The 23,786-nt window shown below is 56.0% G+C and carries 28 protein-coding genes and 1 rRNA gene; 2 read left to right on the top strand and 27 right to left on the bottom strand.

Annotated features, from left to right (window positions below; all coding sequences use genetic code 11):
* From KJB29_RS07300 to KJB29_RS07235, 14 genes are all read right to left on the bottom strand, one after another.
* Window positions 1-397: ribosomal RNA gene (locus KJB29_RS07300) — 16S ribosomal RNA — on the bottom strand; the annotation flags it as partial.
* A 322-nt stretch (window positions 398-719) separates the two neighbouring features.
* A complete protein-coding gene (gene rsmI / locus KJB29_RS07295) occupies window positions 720-1,568 on the bottom strand; it encodes a 16S rRNA (cytidine(1402)-2'-O)-methyltransferase (RefSeq protein ID WP_215734019.1) in 849 nt (282 codons plus the stop codon).
* Entirely contained in the window at window positions 1,565-2,380 is an 816-nt protein-coding gene (locus KJB29_RS07290) for an NAD+ synthase (protein ID WP_215734018.1), read from the bottom strand. The genes rsmI and KJB29_RS07290 overlap by 4 nt, the downstream gene beginning before the upstream one ends.
* The gene (locus KJB29_RS07285; RefSeq protein WP_215734017.1) at window positions 2,380-3,231 is read right to left on the bottom strand and encodes a nitrilase-related carbon-nitrogen hydrolase; all 852 of its coding nucleotides are present in this window, start codon (window positions 3,229-3,231) and stop codon (window positions 2,380-2,382) included. Before KJB29_RS07285 ends, KJB29_RS07290 begins: the two co-directional genes overlap by 1 nt.
* Window positions 3,232-3,299: 68 nt before the next feature.
* Window positions 3,300-3,668: a YraN family protein gene (locus KJB29_RS07280; protein ID WP_215734016.1), complete on the bottom strand. Its 369-nt coding sequence runs from the start codon at window positions 3,666-3,668 to the stop codon at window positions 3,300-3,302.
* Complete coding sequence (locus tag KJB29_RS07275) at window positions 3,655-4,296, bottom strand: ribonuclease HII (protein WP_215734015.1); 642 nt, start codon at window positions 4,294-4,296, stop codon at window positions 3,655-3,657. Before KJB29_RS07275 ends, KJB29_RS07280 begins: the two co-directional genes overlap by 14 nt.
* Before the next feature lie 46 nt (window positions 4,297-4,342).
* The gene (gene rplS / locus KJB29_RS07270) at window positions 4,343-4,699 is read right to left on the bottom strand and encodes a 50S ribosomal protein L19 (RefSeq protein ID WP_004514597.1); all 357 of its coding nucleotides are present in this window, start codon (window positions 4,697-4,699) and stop codon (window positions 4,343-4,345) included.
* A gap of 64 nt (window positions 4,700-4,763) precedes the next feature.
* Window positions 4,764-5,345 (bottom strand): RNA methyltransferase, encoded by a 582-nt coding sequence (locus KJB29_RS07265; protein ID WP_215734014.1) that lies wholly within the window; start codon window positions 5,343-5,345, stop codon window positions 4,764-4,766.
* Window positions 5,342-6,079, bottom strand: coding sequence for a tRNA (guanosine(37)-N1)-methyltransferase TrmD (gene trmD, locus KJB29_RS07260; RefSeq protein WP_215734013.1), 738 nt, complete (start codon window positions 6,077-6,079; stop codon window positions 5,342-5,344). Before trmD ends, KJB29_RS07265 begins: the two co-directional genes overlap by 4 nt.
* Window positions 6,076-6,597: a ribosome maturation factor RimM gene (rimM, locus tag KJB29_RS07255; RefSeq protein WP_215734012.1), complete on the bottom strand. Its 522-nt coding sequence runs from the start codon at window positions 6,595-6,597 to the stop codon at window positions 6,076-6,078. Before rimM ends, trmD begins: the two co-directional genes overlap by 4 nt.
* Complete coding sequence (locus KJB29_RS07250; protein WP_004514601.1) at window positions 6,597-6,827, bottom strand: KH domain-containing protein; 231 nt, start codon at window positions 6,825-6,827, stop codon at window positions 6,597-6,599. Before KJB29_RS07250 ends, rimM begins: the two co-directional genes overlap by 1 nt.
* Window positions 6,828-6,892: 65 nt before the next feature.
* Window positions 6,893-7,159, bottom strand: coding sequence for a 30S ribosomal protein S16 (rpsP, locus tag KJB29_RS07245; RefSeq protein WP_004514602.1), 267 nt, complete (start codon window positions 7,157-7,159; stop codon window positions 6,893-6,895).
* Between the two features lie 103 nt (window positions 7,160-7,262).
* On the bottom strand, window positions 7,263-8,621 hold the full coding sequence (ffh, locus tag KJB29_RS07240) for a signal recognition particle protein (RefSeq protein WP_215734011.1): 1,359 nt from the start codon (window positions 8,619-8,621) through the stop codon (window positions 7,263-7,265).
* Between the two features lie 154 nt (window positions 8,622-8,775).
* Window positions 8,776-9,030, bottom strand: coding sequence for a putative Se/S carrier protein (locus KJB29_RS07235; protein ID WP_215734031.1), 255 nt, complete (start codon window positions 9,028-9,030; stop codon window positions 8,776-8,778).
* A gap of 117 nt (window positions 9,031-9,147) precedes the next feature.
* On the opposite strand from KJB29_RS07235, the gene KJB29_RS07230 reads away from it, so the two are divergent.
* Together KJB29_RS07230 and KJB29_RS07225 are read left to right on the top strand one after the other, a co-directional pair.
* Window positions 9,148-9,405, top strand: a complete 258-nt coding sequence (locus tag KJB29_RS07230; RefSeq protein ID WP_215734010.1) for a hypothetical protein — start codon at window positions 9,148-9,150, stop codon at window positions 9,403-9,405.
* Complete coding sequence (locus KJB29_RS07225) at window positions 9,398-9,886, top strand: DciA family protein (protein WP_215734009.1); 489 nt, start codon at window positions 9,398-9,400, stop codon at window positions 9,884-9,886. Before KJB29_RS07230 ends, KJB29_RS07225 begins: the two co-directional genes overlap by 8 nt.
* 5 nt (window positions 9,887-9,891) lie before the next feature.
* Here KJB29_RS07225 and KJB29_RS07220 read toward each other — a convergent pair whose 3' ends face one another.
* The 13 genes from KJB29_RS07220 to KJB29_RS07160 form a co-directional block, all read right to left on the bottom strand.
* Window positions 9,892-10,659: a tRNA1(Val) (adenine(37)-N6)-methyltransferase gene (locus KJB29_RS07220; protein WP_215734008.1), complete on the bottom strand. Its 768-nt coding sequence runs from the start codon at window positions 10,657-10,659 to the stop codon at window positions 9,892-9,894.
* Entirely contained in the window at window positions 10,649-13,108 is a 2,460-nt protein-coding gene (locus tag KJB29_RS07215) for a YfhO family protein (RefSeq protein ID WP_215734007.1), read from the bottom strand. Before KJB29_RS07215 ends, KJB29_RS07220 begins: the two co-directional genes overlap by 11 nt.
* Before the next feature lie 60 nt (window positions 13,109-13,168).
* Window positions 13,169-14,296: a glycosyltransferase family 4 protein gene (locus tag KJB29_RS07210; protein WP_246560657.1), complete on the bottom strand. Its 1,128-nt coding sequence runs from the start codon at window positions 14,294-14,296 to the stop codon at window positions 13,169-13,171.
* 73 nt (window positions 14,297-14,369) lie between these two features.
* Window positions 14,370-15,356 (bottom strand): glycosyltransferase family 2 protein, encoded by a 987-nt coding sequence (locus tag KJB29_RS07205; RefSeq protein WP_215734005.1) that lies wholly within the window; start codon window positions 15,354-15,356, stop codon window positions 14,370-14,372.
* Window positions 15,353-16,528: a glycosyltransferase gene (locus KJB29_RS07200; RefSeq protein WP_215734004.1), complete on the bottom strand. Its 1,176-nt coding sequence runs from the start codon at window positions 16,526-16,528 to the stop codon at window positions 15,353-15,355. The genes KJB29_RS07205 and KJB29_RS07200 overlap by 4 nt, the downstream gene beginning before the upstream one ends.
* Window positions 16,525-17,637: a glycosyltransferase family 9 protein gene (locus tag KJB29_RS07195; RefSeq protein ID WP_215734003.1), complete on the bottom strand. Its 1,113-nt coding sequence runs from the start codon at window positions 17,635-17,637 to the stop codon at window positions 16,525-16,527. Before KJB29_RS07195 ends, KJB29_RS07200 begins: the two co-directional genes overlap by 4 nt.
* Window positions 17,638-17,651: 14 nt before the next feature.
* The gene (locus tag KJB29_RS07190) at window positions 17,652-18,323 is read right to left on the bottom strand and encodes a class I SAM-dependent methyltransferase (protein ID WP_215734002.1); all 672 of its coding nucleotides are present in this window, start codon (window positions 18,321-18,323) and stop codon (window positions 17,652-17,654) included.
* Between the two features lie 74 nt (window positions 18,324-18,397).
* Window positions 18,398-19,294 (bottom strand): glycosyltransferase family 2 protein, encoded by an 897-nt coding sequence (locus KJB29_RS07185; protein ID WP_215734001.1) that lies wholly within the window; start codon window positions 19,292-19,294, stop codon window positions 18,398-18,400.
* Window positions 19,291-20,154 (bottom strand): glycosyltransferase family 2 protein, encoded by an 864-nt coding sequence (locus KJB29_RS07180; protein ID WP_215734000.1) that lies wholly within the window; start codon window positions 20,152-20,154, stop codon window positions 19,291-19,293. Before KJB29_RS07180 ends, KJB29_RS07185 begins: the two co-directional genes overlap by 4 nt.
* Complete coding sequence (locus KJB29_RS07175) at window positions 20,151-20,951, bottom strand: class I SAM-dependent methyltransferase (protein WP_215733999.1); 801 nt, start codon at window positions 20,949-20,951, stop codon at window positions 20,151-20,153. Before KJB29_RS07175 ends, KJB29_RS07180 begins: the two co-directional genes overlap by 4 nt.
* Entirely contained in the window at window positions 20,941-21,654 is a 714-nt protein-coding gene (locus tag KJB29_RS07170; protein ID WP_215733998.1) for a class I SAM-dependent methyltransferase, read from the bottom strand. Before KJB29_RS07170 ends, KJB29_RS07175 begins: the two co-directional genes overlap by 11 nt.
* Window positions 21,648-23,171, bottom strand: coding sequence for an oligosaccharide flippase family protein (locus tag KJB29_RS07165; RefSeq protein WP_215733997.1), 1,524 nt, complete (start codon window positions 23,169-23,171; stop codon window positions 21,648-21,650). The genes KJB29_RS07170 and KJB29_RS07165 overlap by 7 nt, the downstream gene beginning before the upstream one ends.
* Window positions 23,134-23,742 carry a winged helix-turn-helix transcriptional regulator gene (locus KJB29_RS07160; protein WP_215733996.1) on the bottom strand — a complete coding sequence of 203 codons (609 nt, stop codon included), beginning with the start codon at window positions 23,740-23,742 and terminating at the stop codon, window positions 23,134-23,136. The genes KJB29_RS07165 and KJB29_RS07160 overlap by 38 nt, the downstream gene beginning before the upstream one ends.
* Window positions 23,743-23,786 lie beyond the last annotated feature (44 nt).

The raw sequence follows: 23,786 nt of genomic DNA, 5'->3' as shown, positions 1-23,786 counted from the left end.
CAGGCTTTCGCCCATTGCGCAAAATTCCCCACTGCTGCCTCCCGTAGGAGTCTGGACCGTGTCTCAGTTCCAGTGTGGCTGATCATCCTCTCAGACCAGCTAACCATCGTAGCCTTGGTGGGCCATTACCCCACCAACTAGCTAATGGTACGCGGACTCATCCAGTGACAAAAGGCCCGAAGGTCCCCCCCTTTTCCCGCAGAATCCAAGGACTCCGTGGGCTTATCCGGTATTAGCACCCCTTTCGAGATGTTATCCCAGATCACTGGGCAGATTATCCACGCGTTACTCACCCGTGCGCCACTTTCCAGGGACCGAAGCCCCCTTCACGTTCGACTTGCATGTGTTAGGCACGCCGCCAGCGTTCGTTCTGAGCCAGGATCAAACTCTCCAGTTTGAACTGACTATTCGTTGAATCTTGCGATTCTCAAAGTTTGTAGAACCCGCTTTACGTGTTTCTCTGCTATTTAGTTTTCAAAGACCAAGCTGCCGTTTCGTCCGTGGCAGACTTTGCAATCTACACAATCTCTTTTCTGCTGTCAACCACTTTTTTTCAACGAAGCGTTTTTTCTTCCCAATCAATCCCGCCCCGTCAAAAGGAAACGCGTTTATACCACCCCCACCCCTTACGGTCAAGACATATTTTTGTTAGTTTTTACTTAAATTCCCACATTGTCAAATAACTCTTCTCACTATCGGCTTTGCGACCGCAGCCACCGTCAGGATCCACTATTGATTCTCAAGGCTTCCGAATATACCAGGCTCCGAGCGAGTCCCAACTTGACACTCGCTCGCTTCACAGCGTCTTTAAGCGACAACCTCTCTACAAAGAGATAACGCCGGAGGTCTTCATCCAGAGATTCCGCACTTGCGCCTTCTTGTGTCGAATCCTCGGCAGGCGTAACCAGAATAACAACTTCGCCTTTTATTTGCCGGTCAGCAAACTGGGCAATCACGGCAGACGTATCTCCTCGAACAAATTCCTCGTAAACCTTAGTCAACTCCCGGGCTACAACAATCTTGCGCTCCCCCCACAGATCGCGCATATCCTTCAGCGTCGTCATGAGCCGGTTTGGCGCTTCATAAAATATGAGCACGCGGGGCTCATCCTTAAGCGAGGAAAGCTGTTGGTGCCGTTTTCCCTGCTTGCTCGGCAGAAATCCTATGAACGTAAAGGAGTCTGTCGGAAGCCCTGCTGTCGACAGAGCTGCAACAGCGGCAGACACCCCGGGAATGGGTACGACAACAATGCCTTCGGCGATGGCATCGCACACGAGCTGATAGCCAGGATCGGCGACACAGGGGGTGCCTGCATCGGACACGAGGGCAACCGAGGCGCCATCGCGCAGTCGGGCTAGGATAACATCCCCCTTGAGATGCTTGTTGTGATCGAAATATGAGGTAAGCGGCTTACTGATGCCGAAGTGGGTAAGAAGCTTGCGGGTGTGCCGTGTGTCCTCGGCGGCAATGAGATCAACCTCTTTCAGAATGCGCACAGCCCGAAAAGTGATGTCCTCGAGATTTCCAATAGGGGTGGCGACAATATAGAGGGGGCCCGGAGTTTTCATTTACCCCAGTCGCGGGAATAGCGGAAGTCCCGATCAATGGTCCGGTTGGATACCTTGGCGATGATGGGGAGGCGTCGTTTGAAGTGGGAGTTCTGTATCCTGGCCGAGACAGTGGCAATGAAATCAGGGGCAAAGCCGTTCTTCCCCAGTTCTTCCCGGGACATCCGCTGGTCAACCATGGAATAGAGGAGCTTATCAACCTCACGGTAGGTGAATCCCAGTTCCTGCTCGTCGGTTTGGCCGGCCCACAAATCAGCGGAAGGCTGTTTTTCAATGATGTCGCGGGGAACTCCCATCTCTTCGGAAAGCTGCCAGACCTGCGTTTTGTAAATGTCACCGATGGGATTCAGGGCGCTGGCCATGTCTCCATACAGGGTCCCATAGCCAAGCAAGAGCTCCGTCTTGTTGCTTGTTCCGAGGACAAGGGCAGGAAGTGCCGCCGAGTGGTCGTAGAGGATTGTCATCCGTTCGCGGGCCATCTTGTTTCCGCGACGCATGCTATCGGCATCGGGGAAGCGTGAAAAATAGGCATCTATCATCGGCGTAATGTCGATTACCTGATAGTGAATGCCGAGATGCTCCGCGGCGAGCCTTGCGTGGGCCTCGCTTTCAGGATTACTGGTTCTATACGGCATGATGCAGGCATGAACATTTTCAGGGCCGAGGGCCTCGGCAGCGAGATACGCAACGAGAGCGGAGTCGATCCCTCCGGAGAGGCCGAGAACCGCTTTGCGTATTCCTACCTTGGTGACTTCCTCACGGATAAAACCGACCAGTATCCGGCGCAACAACTTGACATTAACGTCACCCATCAACAGTCCCTCCCCTTCTCAATACGCCGCAACTCCTTCATGGTAATAGAGAGGCTCTCGTCGCGCATCATTGGGGAAAAAATCCGCTCGCGCCGCAACTCTCCTCCATCGACACGGGTGACAAGCAGATCTTCGTCGAACAACCGGGCACGGGAAACAACACTGCCGGAGGGAGCAATCACTTCGGACCCCCCCCAGAAGTTGACGCCGTCTTCGTAGCCAACCCTGTTGCAGTAAAATACGCGGCTGTTGAAAAACATTGCCGTCGTGGAGGTGAGTTTCTGCCAGGCAGCGGTTGACCCCAGGCTTTCGTCCTCGCTAATCCCCCGACCCGGGCTGCTGGAAAGACAGACAAGGGTTGTAGCCCCATCCATGGCAAGGACATAGGGAGCGGAGAGATGCCACATGTCTTCGCAGATGAGCATCCCCATCCGACCGAAACGGGTATCGAAGGCACGGAACCGTTCACCGCGGGCAAGATACCGCAGCTCGTCAAAGAGGCCATAGGTGGGGAGGTAGACCTTGCGATGGATGTGTCGGATTTCGCCGCCCTCCACATAGATCGCGGAATTGAAGAAGCGATAATCGTCGGAGACCTCCACAAAGCCGACGACGATCGCGACATGACGGGAAAGTTCGCGGATACGGGCGATCTCCGGGGCATCGAGACGCAACGCCACATCCGGCACCAGATCCTTGAGAAAATAGCCGGTTAGAGCAAGCTCAGGAAATACGATCAGATCAGCCTTATCGGCGACAGCACGCTCAATGGCGGACTCGACAAGGGTGCAGTTTTCAGCAAGACAGCCAAGCTTCGGCTTTGTCTGCGCCAGTGCGACAATGAAATCCACGGTATAAGCCCCCGATTTTTCGGTCAAAGGTAGCATAGCGAACTGCCGTTTTCAACAGTATTTCCGGGCTAATACGCCAATTCGAAGGCATTGGGAATATGCTCGATTTGTGGCATCTGGGCCGAAAGCGTAATCGATATGACGTCGAAGCGAGCGCAGGCATCAAGCTGCCGCTGCTTAGCAAGCCAGGTAAGCGCCGCCTTGGATATCTGCCGCTGCTTGAAGGAGGTGACTGCAAGTTGCGGCGGTCCATAGTGACCGCTTGTCCTCGTCTTAACCTCCACGAAGACAATGGTTTTGCCATCGCGAGCCACAATATCTATCTCGCCGCCGCGGCAACGAAAGTTTCTCTCCAGGATTTTGTAACGATGACGTTCCAGATATGTCACCGCCAGGGATTCCCCCTTGCTGCCCAGGGACTTGTTATGGAGCGACATGCTCTTTCACCCCCCTGAAGGTTTTCCGGTGGATGGGGCATGGACCCAGTTCCGCAATCGCAGCAAGGTGAGAGGCACAGCCATAGCCCTTGTGCTCGGCGAATCCGTAACCGGGGAACTGTTGATCATATTCCATCATCATCCGGTCCCGGGTAACCTTGGCAACGATCGAGGCGGATGCGATGGAAATGCTGGCGCTGTCCCCTTTTTTGATGGTTTTCTGAGGGAGGTTAAGGGGAATCGTTGAAATTCCATCTATGAGGAGGTAATCAGGAGGAACGGCCAGTTGTCCGACAGCTTCCGCCATGGCGCGGAGAGTGGCCTGAAGTATGTTGATGCGATCAATGCAGGCGTGGTCAGCCACTCCGACACCTACGGCCAGGGCACAACCGGATATCAGGCCGAAGAGGTGTTCGCGCTTTGGTGCAGAAAGCTTCTTTGAGTCGTCGATCCCCGGCAACTCTGCCCCTTGCGGAAGAATGACTGCAGCCGCCACGACAGGGCCGGCCAAGGGACCGCGTCCGGCCTCGTCAACCCCCGCTACCGCGTGGAAACCATTTCGGCTGACAAGGTTTTCAAATGTCCAGAGGGATCTCTCACCAATGTCGTCAAACAACGGTAGACGCACCGATCTCTCCTGAAATGAAAAAGCCCCGCCAGGCGGGGCAATTTCGTTAGTGGGCAGCCACGTACTTCTTCTCGCGAATCCGCGCGGCCTTGCCGCGGAGCTTGCGGAGGTAGTAGAGCTTGGCGCGGCGGACATGGCCACGGGTGATCACCTCAATGGCATCAAGTGACGGCGAATGGAGCGGGAAGACCCTCTCAACGCCGATGCCATTGGAGATTTTACGGACCGTGAACGACTCGCGGATGCCGCCGTTCTGACGAGCAATTACCACACCCTGGAAGGCCTGGATCCGGCTCTTGTCGCCCTCCACGATCTTGACGTGGACCTTGACGGTATCTCCCGGTTTAAACGGGGGGATGTTTTTCTTCATCTGTTCAAGTTCAAGCATGTCGATAGTGTTCATCTGCTTCTTCCTCCCTTTATGTGCGCAAACGCGTACTGGTTTCGTATATTACGAACGGAGACGCTCAACGCGCTCCGAACAGTCTATCCATGATGATTGCTGCCGCAGACCTCACCGAGAGATGGTTGTAATCTCCAGCCCCTTGGATCGGCTCGAGAACCAGGTCTGCCTTTTCAAACACCTCTTCGACAAGCCCCCAACCGGTACCGAAAAGGAGCAGATAGGGCTGATCCCGCTCGGTAATGAGGTGCTGTAGGTCGCTGAATGTGACGCTTCGGGGATGGAGTCGTGCTCCGGTCGTCACGAGCCGAACTGGCCGTCCGAAGCGCTCTTGCATATCCTCCAGTGCATCATTTAGGGTCGCGGCGATCTTTATGAGCTCAAGCGCAGCCTTCCGCTTGGGATTATATGTGGCACCCCATCCCTCCTGCCAATGCCGGACGATTCGGCCTGCAAGTTCCTGTTGTCCGGGAACTGGCGTCACGATGTAGTAGCTGAGCAGCCCGAAGGTTCTCGCTGACCGCGCGATATCGTGAATGTCGAGATTCGTTACCGCCGTGGAGACCACCTGCCGATTTTTGTCATAAACCGGATGGTGGAGGAGCGCGACACTCACATTGGCATTGGGAAGAGTCGCCCCGCTCACTTCGAGGCTCCCTCTTCGAGTTCTAGCAGGTAGCGCCGGTCGTCACTATCCAGCACTGCCTTTTCGAGCAAATCCGGTCTCGAACGGATCGTTTCCTCCAAGGCCTTACGACGTCGCCAACGCGCCACTTCTGCATGATTGCCGGACAACAGCACAGCCGGGACCGAATGGCCGCGAAATTCGGCAGGACGCGTATAGTGAGGGTACTCAAGCAGGCCGTCGGAGAACGTGTCAGTTTCGGCCGACCCGGGCGAGCCGAGTACTCCGGGGACAAACCGCACGGTGGCGTCGATCATGACCATGGCTGCCAGCTCTCCGCCAGTGAGGACAAAATCGCCGATAGAAAACTCATCCTCCACGAAAAACTCGCGCACCCGCTCGTCGATCCCCTCATACCGTCCGCAGATAATGATGACTTCCTGTTCTTGGGCCAGCTCACGGGCCGCCGCATTATCGAAGAGACGGCCCCGAGGGCTGGTGAGTAGGACCCGCGCCTTTGGGCGCTCGACCTTGACCGCTTCCAGACAGGCGGCAATCGGCTCAACCTTCATGACCATCCCGTCACCACCACCATAGGGTGCATCGTCGACAACCTTGTGCCGATCAGTGGCAAAGTCACGGATCTGGTGCAACCGGATATCAAGGAGCCCTTTCTCGACTGCCCGCCGGATGATGCTTTCGGTAAGCGGTCCCTCGAACATGGCAGGGAAAAGGGTCAAAATATCGAATTTCATAGATCAAGCAGCCCCTCTGTGGGGCTGACGGTCATGATTCCCTTATCCAAATCAACACCGACAACTATGTCTTCAAGGGCCGGAATCAGATATTCCCTCTCCCCGTCCCTGACCACATAGACGTCGTTACTTCCCGTGGCAATAATCTCCTCGATACGGCCAAGGGGCAACCCTTCACTTGTCGTTACCGAAAGGCCAATGAGGTCACACCAGTAGAACTCTCCCTCGTCAAGGGGAGGAAACTGGTCCCGTCGAGCGAACAACTCACGCCCGACCAGGTGGAGAACTTCGTTTATGTTCGCGAATCCCTTCAGTGTCAGGAGAACCCGATTGCGATGGACAGCCGCGCGGTCCACTTCAAAGCTTTCCTTACAGTTGTCCGGCCCACTGAGGTAAACTGTCTGCAACGAAAGAATGGTACTGAACTCGCCCGAAAAGGGGACGACTGACAGCTGCCCCCTGATGCCGTGTGTTGCGACGACCTTGCCGAGCAACACGAGATCGGTACTGCCCAGCATTATTCGACGATCTTCAGCACGGCTTTCTTGTTGTCCTTGGTGGACACCGCGTTGAGCAGGGTCCGGATTGCCTTTGCTGTCCGCCCCTCTTTGCCGATGATTCGTCCCATGTCCTCTTTGGCCACGGTCAGCTTGATGACCATTGTATCCTCTTCCATCTCCTCGGTGGTTCTCACCTGGGAGGGGTCGTCCACAAGCGCCTTTGCGATGGTCTCTACAAGCTCTTTCATGTCGGTAACCTCTGCAATGGGAATGACCGGCGGACCGGGAACGAAGCAGCGTTACAACGTGTTAATTATGCAGGCTTGGTCGTGAATTTCTCCCAGAGACCGGCCGTCTTGAGCATCTGCTTGACGGTATCGGTGGGCTGGGCTCCCTTTCCGAGCCATTCAAGGGCCTTGCCCTCTTCGAATTTCACGGCGGCAGGATTCTGGTTCGGGTCGTAGGTCCCGACATTCTCGATGAACCGCCCGTCACGGCGGCTGCGCACGTCAGCAATAACAATTTGATAAAAGGGCTTCTTCTTCGCCCCTGCACGAGCCAAACGCATCTTGATAGCCATCTTCTTCCTCCTGGTGTTCTCCCGGCCGCTGACCGGCGAGAGTTTTCGTGTGTATGTTGTACGTCACATTGGTGACGAATCGAGTGTTGCCTGCTGCATCCTCTCAGAAGGGGAACATTCCCTTTCCCATCCCTTTCATCCCCCGCATCAGCCCCTTGGGGCCCATCTTCTGAAGCTGCTTCATCACCTTTTGTGCCTCGGTGAATCGCTTCAGGAGCTGATTGACCTCCTGGACCGTTGTGCCGCTCCCTTTGGCGATCCTCAGACGACGGCTGCCGTTGATGATCTGATGGTTCGCCCGCTCGCCGGGAGTCATGGAATCGATAATCGCCTCGATCCGCTTGAGCTCCTTCTCCGACGGCTGGGCTCCCTGCATCTGCTTCATGGCCTTGCCCACGCCGGGAATCATGCCGAGAATCGATTCAAGGGACCCCATCTTCTTGATCTGCTGGAGCTGGCTCCTGAAATCCTCCAGATCGAACTGGCTCTTCTTGAGCTTCTGTTGAAGCCGCTCCGTTTCCGTAGCATCGAACGTGGCCTGGGCCTTCTCGACCAGGGTGAGAATATCACCCATGCCAAGAATGCGGGAAACGAGGCGATCCGGGTAGAAGACCTCCAAGGCATCGAGCTTTTCGCCGAGCCCCACGAGCTTCACCGGCTTGCCGGTGACCGCACGAATGGAGAGGGCCGCGCCCCCCTTGGCATCGCCGTCCAGCTTGGTAAGAACCACGCCGGTGATGTCGAGCCTCTCGTTGAAGCCGGTGGCGACGTTAACCGCCTCCTGGCCGGTCATGGCGTCGGCCACAAAGAGAATCTCCCGGGGCTGCGCCGCCTCCTTGATACGGACGAGCTCGTTCATGAGATACTCGTCGATCTGGAGACGACCGGCAGTATCGAGAATCACCGTATCGAAGCCGTTGAGCGTGGCGTAACGGAGCGCCTCGCGGCAGATATCAACCGGGTCCTGGTCGGCCCGCGAATCAAACGTTTCCACCGAAAGCTGACGACCAAGGATCCTGAGCTGCTCAATGGCGGCAGGACGGTAGACGTCAGCGGGCACGAGAAGCGGGCGACGCCGCTGCCCCTTGAGGAGCCGCGCCAGCTTGCCGCAGGTGGTGGTCTTGCCGGAGCCTTGGAGACCGACCATCATGAGGGCGACCGGGGGCTTCGCGGCAAGATCGAGACTGTTGTCCTCGCCGCCCCCCATGAGGGCCACGAGCTCTTCCTGCACAATCTTGATGACCTGCTGCCCCGGCGAGAGACTCTGGAGAACCTGGGTGCCGACAGCCCGCTCGCGGACCTTCTCGACGAAATCCCTGACAACCTTGAAATTGACGTCTGCCTCAAGGAGGACAAGCCGCACCTCACGGAGCGCCTCCTTGATGTTCTCCTCGGTCATCACCCCTTGGCCGCGGAGCTTTTTAAAGAGGAGGTCAAGTTTGTCGGAAAGGTTTTCTAACATCTATCCCACAATGCCGTACAAGCGGCGGAAAGCGCTACACAGGGCGCACGTATCCATTGAGAAAGAGGTTAACTATAGATGAGGCCACAAGCCAGTGTCAAGCAAAAACATTTTTGCCACAAGGGGATAGCGACCTGCAGCTCTACCCGAAACGCTAGCCGATCTTGAGGTACTGCTCACCCTGCTTCACATGGATCTCTTCCGGCAGCAACCCCTCCGCCGCCAGAACCTCTTCCACCGCATCCCGGTCCGCTGAGGCGTAGCGGATGGCCAGGCCACAGTCTGCATGGAGGGCGCGGGGAGCCGGAATAAGAAGGATCGGGAACCCCTGCCCCTTGAGCACTTTCTCAGCCCTCATGACCCGGTGTATCGAATGAAAAATCGCAACACAATCGCCATCTCGAATCATCATTAATCCTTTTCATTACCCGCAGCAATGATACACGCCGGTGGTGCCTTTGCAACAGCTCAAGCAGATTGACAAAATGAGAACTCATCACGTACCATGCCGCGAAGAGGTAAATCGATGCATCCCTATGTAATAGTTTTCGGGCTAATACTGCTCGCACTCATCATCAACATTCCCTGCGGCTTTCTTCGGCAAGGGTACGAGAAGTTCACCTTCGGCTGGTATTTCTACGTCCACATCTCCATCCCCTTCATCATCTATCTCCGCGTTAAATCCGGCTTCAGCTGGAAATTTATCCCCCTTACCCTCGGAGGAGCCATGGTCGGCCAGATTATCGGCGGCATGATCCACCGACGGCGCCAGCGCAATGGGTAATGCCCGCTCCCGCATGACGCGCCCACGCCCCGTCGCCGACCTGCTGACGGAGGCCCTGCGCGGCAAGCCCGCGGAGCGGCGCCTCAAAGAGGGCCGGATTTGGCTTCTCTGGGATGAGGCAGTGGGTGAGCGGATCGCTTCCGTTGCACGCCCCGTGGGATTTCGTGGGGGGACACTGACCGTAGCGGTGGCAAACGCCCCCTGGATGCAGCAACTGAACTTCCTGAAGCAGGGAATAATGGATAAACTGAACACTCTTCTCTGCGGACCGGTAGTCACGGAAATTTACTTGAAGGCAGGGAGGACCGAGCCCCCTCCCGCCCCCTCTTCCGAGCAGCGCCCCCCTGTTCGAGAACTGACCACCGTCGAGAAAGAATTTGTTCGGGAAGAGACCGAATCCATCGAAGACCCTGAACTCCGCGCCATCATCTCCCGCCTCATGGCACGACACCTCGCATCGTCGCCACCGGACGAAGCGTAACGTCCCTATCCCGACGCTTTTACTGACTGCCGGCAATCTCCTTGCCTGTCACTACCCAGAATCTCAGCGACCTCGGGGGTGTAGCCCAGCCCATCTCCCCTGACAATCAGGGGTGGAAGCACCTTCAAATCCGCCCTGCGTCCCTTGCGAAACTCGATAAGGGCCATTCGCGCCTCAGCGTCTGAGGTCCCGTGTACAAGACGCAGTCTCATGGGTGCAAGTTTCTGGGCATGCGCCTCCGAGAAAAGCTCCGGAAGCCGCGACGGGTGATAGATGAAACAGATGCGACCGGTGGGATTCACCAGGTACTTGGCAGCAGCAAGGAAGTCAGCGAGGGTTGCCGATGACTCATGGCGAGCATCATCGCGTCCCACCTTGGGGCTCACCTTCCCCGTTCCGCGCTTGCGGTAGGGGGGGTTGGAAACGACCACGTCAAAGGAGGAAACGGGAAAACGCTTGCGCAACCCGAGTACATCATCACAGAGAATGGATATCCGGTCGACGAGCCCGTTCAACGCCACGTTGCGCTCTGCCAATGTGGCCAGTCCTTCCTGGAGTTCCACCCCCACAAAAGTGGCTTGCACGGTCCGACGGGCGAGGACGAGTGGGATGACGGCGCTGCCGGTTCCCAGATCAATGACCCGTGCCCCAGTTCGCGGGGCGGCAAAAGCGCAGAGGAGCAGCGGGTCGAGGGAAAACCGGTATCCATGACGCTCTTGAGCAATCCGCAGGTCGTAGGTCTGCAGTTCGTCTATGGTTTCGTCAGCCTTCACTCTTCACCCGGTTACGCAACCGCCATTCACGTCCCAGCATGACGGCAAACAGCGCAAGAGAGGCAAGCGTAAGATACTTGCCGACTTTAAAGGGGAGCGGATCGAAGCGGAATTCCACCGTATGGATTCCGGGAAGCAGATAAACACCCCGCAGGACATGGTCCACAGGGTAAATCTCCTCGGGTTTGCCATCCACCCACGCATACCACCAGCGATAGTATTTCTCTCCGAGGACGAGGAGGGCATTCGACGACGCTGCGGCCTCCACCACAATCCGATTGGGGGTATAGACCTTAACCTTGGTGGTTCCTGCTGCTGCCGACTGGCCAAAGGGAGCAAGGGGAAGCGGCGGCCGGCTTTCCGTGAGAGCGACGATAGCGGGGCTAAAGGTAGGGTCAGAACTCATGATACTGATCCGCTGCTGCGGATCAACTACTTCCGCCACCGAAGGGACGAGCCATGCCTTCGGAAGGACCGTCCTGTTCTCCAGCACCACCGAACCGTTGGACGAGGCAAATACCGGCACATACTTGCCTGCCATCATCCCCTTCTGGGCTTCATAATCGGCGGCCGGCATTATCACGTACCTCAGATTCATGATATCCGGCATCCCGCTCATCAGATTAAAGCCCTCAAGAAACTCCTTGTAACGTCTCTCGCTGATGGTGACGTAGGCTGACAGGTTGGCAAAGCCGTAATCCGCATAATAGTGGGCATTCTCATCAGAGAGCGGCTGCATCCGGTAATGGTCAATGCGCGGCTCCAAAAAGCGAACGATGTCGTTCTGGGCCGCCTTTCTGTCAGACTGAGGCGACGTCGTGAGCACAAAAAAATGCTGGTTCACCCGCCAGAGATCCGCGACAAGGAGAACCGCTAGGGACAAGAAGACTACCCGTGCTGGCAGCCATCTTCTGAACCAGGCGAGAAGAACTGCCAGATAGAGAGAGGCGACACCGAACGCAATGGCCGTTTCACGGAGCATGAAGTCGTAGCGCTGCGGGGCAAGTCCCCCCCCATTCTGCTGATAGCGGGTAGGGGCGGCAATGTATTCCGCCGCATTTTCCGAAAGCCAGGCCGCACTCCCCCGAAGGATAAGCCAGAGCGCGCCTACGGCAGCCACGGAAAGAGCCGCACCGGCAAGCCACCACCTAAGCTTTTCCCGCGCCGCAGCCTCCTTTTCCAGCAGATCAATCCCGCGGCCAGTCAGAACCGCTGCGCCGAAGGCAAAGAGAAAGAGTATCATCTTCGGCACCCTAAACTTGGAAAAGGCGGGAAGATAGTCAAACATGAAACGGTAGACGAAGGTGTATTTACCCAGAGCCATTACGAGCGTTACCGCCATGAAGAGAGTGAAAAACCAGGTATAACGGTCCCGCCGGAAGATGAGTGGCAGCGGAAGCATGAACCAGGGGAGAAGACCGAGATAGTCGCCGGTTTGGGTAAAACGCATCCTTCCCCAGTAGTAAACCTGCCCCGGCGAGGGAACATCCCCCCCCTCCTGGCGAGAGAAGCCGAGCAGTCCCGGGACGACGAAGGTGAGAACCTCCTCGGGGGGCATGGACCAGCTCATCCCTTCTTCATAACCGATACCCTTGTCCTTACCGGATCCTGCGACGGTGCCGGCTACAGAATCCCCCCGCTCGGACTGTTGTGACCAGCTCACCAAGGGAGCGAAAGACATGGCGATGGTACTGAAAAAGAGAACTACCATGGCCACCACCAGGCTCACATCCCTGCAAAACGGCTTTGCGTAGCCTCCCCGCTCCGCAAGGAACCTCGCCCCCACATGCCAGCACCAGTACACTCCCACGGCGAGGCAACTGTAGAAGGATATCTGCCAGTGCATGTGGAAGAACTGAATGGCAAGCATGAGGGCCGCCAGCGCATAATGAAAAAGACGGCCGTTCCGGAGGGCTTTTTCCAGGAAGAGGAACACCCACGGAAACCAGCAGATCGCTTCAAGCTTCTGGATATGACCAGCATTGATAAGGGAAGCATTCTCCGTACACAGCACGTAGAGGAGACCGGCAACGAAGGCACCGAAGGGGCCGGTCCCGATCAGCCGGCAGTAGAGGAAGGTTCCGGCCGCTCCCCAGCACATGGCAAGGACCGCCAACCAGGCAATGCTCGCGGGGAAAGGGAAAAAGTGCTGGATGAGGTAGCGGTGGACCAGCAGGTTGATCGCGTTCCACCCTCCCTCCAGGGTGCGTCCGCCGTCACTCAACGGATCCCAACCGGCGTGAAAGATCTCCGGAAATGACCGGATATAGTCCAGCAGCGACTGATCCTTGACCGCCTTGACATTCCAGAAAAGCTGGGTGATGACGTCAGATGCACGGATAATCTTGCCGGTAAACAGCATCGGGCTGAAAACTCCGATGAGGATGACCACCATCGCGGTTATCCAGAACCAGTTTTGCTCAAGGAGCGGCCGTTTATTGCTTTCCATGCAGCCTCCGATTGTCTTCATTCATCGAGAACGGGCAAACGCACACTCGAGTGATGCATCTCAAAGTGAGAGGTAGACGTCCCGCAAATCTCCCCGATAGCGCTCCACCGTATGGCGCGCGGCCTCACAAGAGCCCCCCGCCCTGATATGCGCGGCGACATCCGGATTACGGTAAACCGAATAGATCTTCTCTGCCAGATCGCACGGCTCATCCGATTGAAACAGAATGCCCGTTTCCCCGTCCCGGATGCGTTCGTTGAGCACCGGGGCATTGCTGGCCACGACCGGGAGCCCCATCATCCACGCTTCATACAGACAAATCGGCCCCTCCTCGGAACGCGAAGGGATCACCATCATATCAAACTGGGCATATGCGATGCCCGGTGGATCCACAAATCCAAGGAATGAAACGATATCCCCCAGTCCGAGAGCCGCAACGAGCTCCTCGAGTTCCGCCCGGGCCGGTCCGTCGCCCGCTATCATCACCCTGAAATTGCCGAGACGCTCCCGCAACGGGGGAAGTGCCCGGACCAGCACATCACACCCCTTGATTCTGCTGAGTCCGCCAACATACCCGATGACAAAGGGTTTGTCTCCCCCTGAGCCGCAGCGGTCAGTGTGGCCGCAAGCGCTCGCGCTGGCGGTGGCAAGGCGCGCCGGATCGACAAAATTATCGATTACCCTGATGGCTGAAGGAGCAACCAGGCACCGCTCGACAAGGAAGTGCTTTCGGTAATTCGAAATCGTGATAAAGAGATCGAAGGAGTTGCGGAAAGACTTCAGAAACGCGGCATACCAGCGGGAGTAGTCAAATACCCCGCCATGCTCATGGGCAATTATTTTAATCGTCGGATGAAAAAGCTTCTTTATCACGAGGCCGAGGATAATGGATTTGTTGCCATTGAGATGGAGAATCGAAACGTTTTTCTCCCTGATGAAACGAAGGATCTCAACGAACGGACGCAGACTGTACCGATGCGTCGCACGTGAATAGAACACATTGGGTCCACGGATGTCTTCCATGCCGAACCGATCATTGATGTTTCTCAAGAAAAAGAAATCCATCCCGATCCGTTCGTCAACACCATGGCGCATCAGAGTGTACGCAATCGTCTGGACACCACCGAATCCCGACTTGTCCACGAGGTACAGGACGCGCTTTTCCCCTGCGGCATCAATCTGTGCCATTGCTACGATCATCCCCAATCTATAATAATTGGCCGATCCCGCTCCATCGAAAACGACGAAGAACCGGCAGCGGCTAGCTCATCCCCAGCTTCCGCTTCAGTGCCGCAAGCGAAAGGCCGCGGGCAAACAACCGCTCCACGGACAGGGGGGCGCCCGTCCCATCCTGTTCTCGGCGTTTAACCAGAAGCCATGGGAGCGCAGCAAGCACTCCCCATCTGGCTCGCAAGGCAGCACCGCCCCGCCCTTTCAGCAATGCCACGAATAATGCAGCCAGATCTGCCACCAGAATCCGTGGGAGGTGCCTCAGCAGAAGGCGCGTCGGCCAATCCTTCAGGAGCACGTACCACTTGTTGCGATGAATATGGTAGATGGTGAACGGACTTTCCGTACCGCTCGTGGCCGAATGGACATGGCGGACAACGGCTTGCGGGGCCGTCATGCAGGGCCAGCCGGCACGCCGTCCGCGCCAGGCGAGATCGAAATCCTCCGCGTAGGCAAAGAATGCCGCATCGAAAAAGCCAATCTCATCGATCATTTCCCGTCGATACAGCGCCGCCCCCGCAGAAGGGCCGAATACCTCCCTCGATGTATCCCACGGAGCTCCCACCGGTTCGCCGTGCCCGAGGCAGTAGCCGAGCCCATCGAACCCCGGGGCGATTCCGGCAGCATCGATTCGAGCGGGATCGTAAAAGTTCACCAGCAGGGCCGCGATCATTCCAGCATCGGGATACCGCTCCGCTGCGCCAACGAGCTCAGCCAGGAAATCCGGCTCCGCCAGCGTATCGTTGTTGAGCGTCACAATCAATTTTCCCTGCGCGGTCGCCAGTCCTCGATTATTTCCCTCCGCGAAGCCGAGATTTTCGGGAAGCTCAACCAGTCGGACCCACGGGAACGCCTCCCGAACATACTGTCCCGATCCGTCCTCGGAACCGTTATCGACCAGTATCACCTCAAAATCCCGAAAAGTCTGTACCGCCAGCGCCCCAAGGCAGCCGGGGAGATACCTCTTCCCGTTCCATGTCAGCACGATGACCGAAACGCGAGGCTTGAGTCCCGTCACCGGTAGTCCTCCCGGAGGAAGCTCTCGGTGATCCCCCAGTCGAAGGCACGCCGCGCAGCGGCACGGATCTCCCCCCGGTCCGGCAACGCGCCATGCAGTGCACGCCGGATCTCTGCAGTCATCTCCCGATACCCCTCCACCACGGTCAACCCTTCCCGCGGCCCAACGTCGATCCCCTCAGCCCCCGCTGGGAAAGCGACCACCGGGGAACCGCTCAGAAGCGACTCCAGCACCTTCACCTTGATTCCGGCGCCGAGGGTGATCGGGGCAACCGTAAGGAATGCGCCGGAAAGGTAGGCGTTCGGATCCTCCACAAAGCCGGTCACCGTTACCCCGTCACGGCCATCAAATTCACGGAGCCGGTCATGGGGGCGTGCGCCAAGCACGCAGAACTCCAAGTCCGGGAACTCCCGTCGCAACTCCGGCCAGCAGATGCGGAGAAAAGAGATAGCCGCGAGATAATTCTCAGGACGGTCCATCGCACCATAGAAGATCAGATAGCGTCCGGAGATCGGCGGGGGAACGCTAGAATCCTCCGAGGCCGCCGTCTGCGCGTATGGGACCACCACGCGCACCCGCTCCCGATGACGAGGGATCAGCGCCGCATCCTTGCGATTCTGCACGATTACCCGATCGGCGCAGGCAAGGAAACGATTCTCGCTCCACCAGGTCATTGCCAGGTCCAGGTCGCGCCAAGGGTTCAAGAAGAGGTGCCTGCGTGCCTCCCGGTACTTCTTCTGGAAGACGATGTCGTGGGCGACGTAGCTGACCCGCTTCTCCGGATACCGTCTCTTGATATGGCAGGCCCAGGGGAGGAGCTCCGTGAACTCTATGTGGACGAGGTCGCACCCCGCGATATGTTCGTCGATAAGCCGGCCGAAGCCGGGGCTGCGTCGGGCGGCAAGGGTCGGCGACAGGTGCCACCCCCGCAGAACGTTGGCAAGTTTCTCTCCGGAGCCGAAGGGGTGCAGCACAATCTTCTCACACAACGGCTCCAGTGCCTGGTAGTCTTTCTCGTCGTAGCCGTTGAAAGCGAATGAGAGCAGGACGATTCGGTGGCCCAGGCCATGGAGGGTCTCAACGAACTTGAATGCCGTCTTCTCACCAGCCGCCCTCGCCATCGACGGCAACCGCGGGTAAAGCGCCAGGATTTTTGGTCTTGCCTGCATCATGGGCTTGAAACCGGCTCCTGTGCGGATAGGTTTGTTTCCACCGCCGCCGCCACATCCGCCACGCTGATCAGCTCCATGCAGTCCTCCACCGGGCAGCCCCCGTCGAAGGCGCGCTTGTAGCAGGCGAGACAGTCGAGCTCCGGTTGCACAATGGAGCCGAGCCCGTAGAGATAAAACTCGGAAGCGTTAAAGATGTTGTTCAGCAGCACGATCCGGCGCTCCAGGGCGATGGCGATGTGGAGCGCCATGGTGACGGCGGTTACCACCAGGTCACAGCAGCCGACCAACCCCGAGAACTCCAGGAAGTTCTTCAGCCCTTCGTAGCGGGCTCCACTCTCCCGCGCAAGCCGCAGATTCTTTTCGTGTTCATCGGGGCCGCCGAGAAGAAGGACGTCGTACCCCCGCGTCTGCAACGCCGCTGCCAGATCCCGCCAACTATCCTCGGGCCAGATGCGGGTCGGCCAGATGCTGCCGGCGCCAGTGTTGAGGCCAATCAGCGGCCGCCCCTCCGTCCGGGGGAACGAAAGTGGGACCCGGGGGACGTTCTCCAGGATGTAGCGCTCCCCCGCCCACTCCCAACCGCAGATCTCGAAGGTCTCCTCCACATAGTGCCGGGTGTTCTCCTTCATCAGGTCGTCGAAGATCCCGGTCAGCCACTTGCGGCGGGCATCGTCGTCGGCGGGGACGATCTTCCCCAGCGGGTCCAGGAGGAACCCCTTCTTCACCGCCGCCCGGACCCGATTCGCCACGGCGCAGACCTGGGTGTCCTTGTCGAGACTCAGGAGCAGGTCGTACTCCTGCTCCTGAACCAGCAGGGCGTTCTTCCAGTCGTACTTCAGCACCTTCTGGACTAAGGAACGGGGAATGAAATCAGGGTAGTCGGTCATCCAGATGATCTCGGCACCGGGGTAGAGGGCTCGCAGCCGGTGAAGGATCGGGGTGTTCCGGATCACCTCACCGGCAGCCCCCACCTTCAGGATGAGGATCCGGAAGTGGGACGGACGGTACTCGGCACAGTAATCGCATACGACGCCGCTCCTCTTGTGGGGAGGGCACGGCTTATAGCCATCAAGATGGATGCAGTCGGTGCGTACGTTTCTCTGCGTCATGTCGGTATCCTAATTCAATTTTTCACTGCAAGGACATAGTCGGCAAAGCCGAAGAAGTCCCATAACATAGAGGCTGGCACTTTTCTCCCTGTTATTTTCAAGAATATCCATCTGACAAAATTGCACACAATAAGGATCTTGTCCTGCCGTTGACCCGCCCTTACGATCCTACACCCCGACATCAGCAAGGCGTTTGAAATCTCTTTCACATCGTAGACCCGAACGTGCGATTCGTCGTCACAGAAGTTGAGGGTCCCTTCCCAACTGGGAAGAGACAGTGATCGAACCGAAGGAAATTCAATGTAAATAAGTCCCTTTTCTCTGAGCTTTCCGGTAAGCGCTACAACAACTTCTATCCCGTTCGGAATATGCTCGATCACATGGTTCACCCAGACGGCATCAAATCCCCGGTCCGGAATTTCTCGTAGGTCGCCGTCCATGAGATCGATCCGGTAATACCGTTCCATAGACTTGAAGTCTTCGTCACTATTGTTGTAGACGTCTCTGTCAACTCCACTGTACCTAACTTTCGGGAATAACCTTTTCGTCAAACCAGCAGAATGGTTCCCGCAGCCGACATCAAGGAGGTCAAAACCGGACTTGGCAAAACGGCCGTGGAGGACCTTGTACTTAGGGTCCTTGATTGCAACCCTCAATCCCTGGAGAGACAGCCAATCCCGCCACATAACTCCTCCAATTCCGGTTGCTGATTAATATACATGAAAGAATGTCCTCCTAGAGGAGGCGCAACTGACACCAGTTAGGGCATCTGGCCAATCTTTCCGGCAAGGAAATCCCTGATTCCTCTGCACCCCGCTACCGCTAGGGGAAATCGACCCTTCTTCACGTTCACTAGGACGTGTTCGAAGAGGTCGTAGCAGAGGGCCGCCGCTAGTTTCGCCGGGAAGTTGCGACGCACAAAGTAGAGCCGGTTGCGCGCCGTGTAGTAGACTAACCGCGGCGAGGCAGCACCGCCGGAACTGACCGACTCCTTATGCCGGACCACCGAGTCCGGCACATAGAGGAGCTTCCAGCCAGCCCGGGCAGCCCGAGCGCTCCAGTCTGCGTCCTCGAAGTAGAGGAAGAGGTCATCGTCCAGCATTCCCACCTCCGCCATCATCTCCCGCCGGGCCAAGAGGCTGCATCCGGTGACGTAGCCGGTCTCGGCCACACGGTCGTACTGGCCGGTGTCCCGCTCGTACAGCCCCCGGTGAAACGGCCGGTGTGGTCTCTCTGGGTCGATCACCGCCCCGGCGAACCAGAGCAGCCACGGGTCGTCGAAGTAGACGATTTTGCTCCCCACCATCCCGACCCGCGGGTCGCTCTCCGCAACCCGGACCAACGCCCCGAGGGCGCCGGGCTCCACCACAGTGTCGTTGTTCAAGAGCCAGACGTAGTCGGCGCCACGGACAAGAGCGTGCCGTATGCCAGCGTTGTTTCCCCCGGCGAAGCCGAGGTTGGCACCAGTCTGGATCAGTTCCACGTCGGGGAAGCGCTCCCGCAGAATTGCTTCTGAACCGTCAGTGGAGCCGTTATCAACGATGAGAATCCGGAAATTCGGATAATCCAGCTTCCGGCAGGACTCGACGCAGTCGACGGTGTCGCGCCAGCCGTTCCAGTTGAGAAGGATGATAGCAATTGTTGCAGACAATCTCATCTTGCGACCGGTGGGTTCTCATCCTTTGTTGAACCTGTTAGATGCTGCGCCGTAATCTCCTGCTTCATCGCATTATACATCTCGCTGACACTTCTCTTCTCATGCTCATGGCATTCCCACAGTTTGATAAAAACCGAAATTCGGTAAAACATCATCAAAAGGCCGAGGAACAGACCATGCATTCCCTCACGATAACCCTTGGTCTTAAAATACCTATTATAAAACTCCCGTAACACCTCTACAAAAAAAACCTTCTTTGAAAATCTATGTCCTGCCGCCTTAAGATCACGTGCCTCAATTGAAGTATAATGATTAAGCTTGGAGATAAATTGATGAGAGTGTTCGTAATTAAAATGTATAATTGCATTATCTTCTGCTAAATCAAGATATTTTATTCGAGACCCGTGAGCAATTTCGATAAAGTTATGAACTCGTCCAGAAAAGGACATAGCCCCGTTCCTAAAAAGCCTTGCCTGATAATCAGGCCACCAACCAGCATTCTGAATCCATTTACCAAAGATGAAATTAATTCTCGGAAAGTAAACCACATCATAATCATTTTCATCGACAACAGAAACAACTGCAGATTTCAATGTATTCGTGACAAGCTCATCTGCGTCAATCATAAAAATCCAATCACAGGTAGCTTGTTTGACTGCGAAGTCACGTGCAATATCGAATGCCATGACTTTTTCATGCGAGTATATTTTATTTGTAAACTGCCTAGCCAATGCTACAGTGCGATCCTCACTCTCCATGTCTACCACTACGATCTCGTCGCACCAACATAACGTCTGTAGGCATGAACGGATATTCAACTCTTCATTCCTAACAATCAATACTGCTGATATCGTAGTCATAGACTATCCTTTTCAGACACAGTCGCGGCTAAGTAGAACTGATCACCCAAACCAAGTACAGCAGCAGTCCGCGCAACCAGTGCAACGAGAACCGCGCGGGGGGACGATGGCCAAAGAGAGTAGTACATTGAATTTCTTTCCACCTTTACGACATCAAACCCATTTTCCGCAAACACTAAAGACAATGTTTTGGGAGTAAAATGCCAGACATGCTCATTCGGAACCCACCCATACCATTTCTTTTTTTGCATCTTCGGGACAATCCCGTCTGGGGTAGGTTGTGAAACGATGACCTTCCCGCCTGGTCTCAGCAGTACCTTGATATCAGCGAGGAACTCGCGAAGATCCTGAATATGCTCCAACACATGACTCATCACGACGACATCAAACTCGTGTGAAGGAAAGCCTGCTTCACGCAGCATACAGTTCCGTACATCAAAGTCTTTTCCCTTGGACAAAGTCGCAGCCTTTTCGTTCAATTCAACACCATTGACAGAAAAACCAGCGCGCTTGGCTTCCTCTAAAAAAAAACCGACACTACAACCGACCTCAAGCAGCCTTCCATTCTGGACAACCGATAGTACGAAATCGAGAAGTTTGCGGGAAAACGCCCGAAACAACTTCTCTTTCAAGAGATAGTTCTCAAAATACTCGGCAACTTCCGAGTATTCTGCAGATGGCACAGGGATAGTCCTTGTAAGCCCACACTTACCGCACGTCACCGCATTTTTACCGTTAGCAAGGTGGATGATTGACAAGAGCGTTGCGGAACCGCAATACAAACAATTATCTATCATTCTTCCCATCTCCATCATTTTTACATAAGGCACGAATAACTTGATGATCTCTATAAATTTTTATGCGCTCAACAGAGATATGGCCACCAAGATAATGCTGCAAATCAGCTTCGCTATAAAAATGGTTTACATGTCCTGGATCATCGTAAGCGCGACCAAATGGGACAGAAATAAGAAGCGATCCCCCAGGCTTTATCCAATTTTTTAGTCCAGCCAAGACAGGACCAGGATTCTTTATATGCTCAAAAACATGCGCAGACCATGCGGCATCAAATTGCCGAGGCGGAAGGTCCGCAGTGACATCGGCAACGAAAAACAAAAGTCGCTTTTTGACATCAGCAGCCTCATTCTCTCTTATAAAGGAAGCGATGGCAATCCCGACAGGGCTTAGATCCACGCCAGTCACAGTAAAACCTCTCCGCGCAAGATAAACGTCCAGATGCCCAGACCCACACCCAAAGTCTAAAATATCCCCACCAATTTCAGGAAAATCACTGAACCCTTCTAGCTCAAAATGGTGTTCCCAAAAATCCATTTTAAGTGCGATCGGGAAAACCCTAAGCCGATCAACAAACACTTTGTTGCACTCGGTTACCACAGGGTCGTCTCCACCCTTAGAGTTCATCTCCCGGATGATCCTGGCAATCGCCTTCATCTCCGGGTCGTACCAGACGCGGAGCCTGTTTTTGAGTGCGTTTAGCATGTTGGCTCTCTCAGTTTGCGAAAGTAACGGAGGGACTCCTTTAGTGTCCCCCGATTTAACATGAACGATAACAAGAGATACACGACAAGTCCCATCCCAGCAAAGGCCACCAGCGCCGGCAGAGATGTAACAAGCCCCCCCTTCGCATACCAAACAATTGCAGCCATCAAGGCAGCAATAAGTAGGTTAAGGTACGCGTTCCTGACGACGTTGACCCTGACCCGCTGACGGCGAAGCACATACTTGTAAACCACTGTAAAGATTATGTAGGAGATTGGCTGGGTAACAGCGACTCCGGTGAACCCGATTCGTGTCACCAGCGGGGCGCCAATTCCCCACTCAATCCCGATAAGCGCCAAGCTCATTGCTAGGATAATTTTTGATTTCCCGATGCTCAATATCCCGCTGAACATCGGCAGGGTGACACCCATCATCAGTGGCGCCCACGAAAAGAGATAGAACGCGTTGATCGCGGGAAACCATTTGTCCGTATAAAAATAGTGCGTTATCTCCGGCCCAAGCGCGATAAAAATCCCGGTGACAGGGAGCATGACAAAGGTCATCATGCGGATCGAGTTCTCGATGGTGTGCCCCAAAAGCTCCCGATCGTCTTGGAGTTGGGAAAACGCCGGGAAGGCCACACGGCCAAAGGTTTCTGAGATAACTAGAGGGACGAAAGCAAAGTTCCTCGCCCAGTTGAGATATCCCACCGCCGCCGCCCCGGCATACGCCCCGACAAACAATGGCGTCACAGCATCCTTGATGAAGCTGAGAATCTGGTTCCCCTGGTACGGCAGGCCGAACCGCACCAACCCCTTCACCGACTCGAACCGGTAGTGCAGGCTCGGCCGCCACGACGACAGGGAGTAGATCAGCAGCGCGCCAAGAAGCCCTCGCGTCACCGCCGCCGCCACGAAGCTCCACGCCTCCCAGCCAAGGAAGGCGCCAGTGATGGCTACGCCTTGGAATGCCAGGTTCTCGGTAACATCAACCCAGGCAATCCGGTTGAAGTCGATCTCCCGTTCCATCAGGATTGCCGGGATTGTTTTCAGCGAAGAAAAGAAGAAACTGAGCGCCATAGCCCGAATGAGCCACACCCCCACCGGCGGAAGCGTCGGATAGACCTTCAGCGCCAACGGCGCCGCCAGCACCGCCACCGCCACCACACTCCAGACCAGCATCTGCTGCAGCCAGAAGGTAGTGGAGAGCTCTTCCCGACTCAACTCTCCTTTCTTCTGGATCAGAGCCGCACCTATCCCCACATCGCCAAAGGTAGAGAAAAAGGTGACGACGAAGTTGACGATAGCGTAGATTCCAAAGACCTGCGGCGCCAGGAGCCGGGCAAGGACGATGTTGCCCCCGAAAAAAATCAGCTTCACCAAGACCTGGCGGATAAAGAGCGCCGTCATCCCTGAAAGCGATTTTTTCTTCAGTTCTTGAAACTCCTGCTGCTGATTGTCAGTCGTGCGGTCGGTCACCTCAACACCCACGTGGAGCGACAATGAACCGCCGATCATTAACACCGACCTTTTTTAGTCCCTCAATCAGTTCATCCCCGCGCTTCAGTGACGTAACAACTATCGGCTCGTTGCCCCGCTGCTCCCATACAATCAAGGGCATGACCCTGACCCCAAAAAAACTATTCCCATGGCCTTGATCATCCAAAACCGCGACCAACTCCAACCCCGCTTCCCGCAGTGAGAGGTACGCAATCTCCGCCACCTCGTCAACCCCGCAGAACACAACCTCCGTCACCCCCTCTGCCTTGAGAGACTGAAACAACGCCAGATAGTCCTGCCGAGCAACGGTGTAGAGATTGGTAAAATAACTGAGATGCTGGTAGGCAAGTCGGCTCTTTTCGGCGATCCCCGTGGGGGTAAGAAGGTAAGCGTAGCGGTTGCGGGGGAAGTTCTTGACGCGGACGTACCCCTTGGCCACGAGGTTTTTTAGGTAGGAGTTCACTAGTCCGACGGCAATGCCGGCCCGGCGGGAGAGTTCCCGCTGGGAAAGGGGCTCCTCGCCGGCGATTTCCGAGAGGAGGAGAAAGGAACGGTAGGAATCTAACGCCTTATCGGTCTTATCGTTCATACAATGAACACTACTGAAATCAAAGGGAAATAGCAACAGGAATG

Source organism: Geobacter grbiciae (assembly GCF_018531165.1).
GTDB lineage: Bacteria > Desulfobacterota > Desulfuromonadia > Geobacterales > Geobacteraceae > Geobacter > Geobacter metallireducens.
Note: the sequence above shows the minus strand (reverse complement) of the source record. Positions and strands in the feature narration are given on the sequence as shown.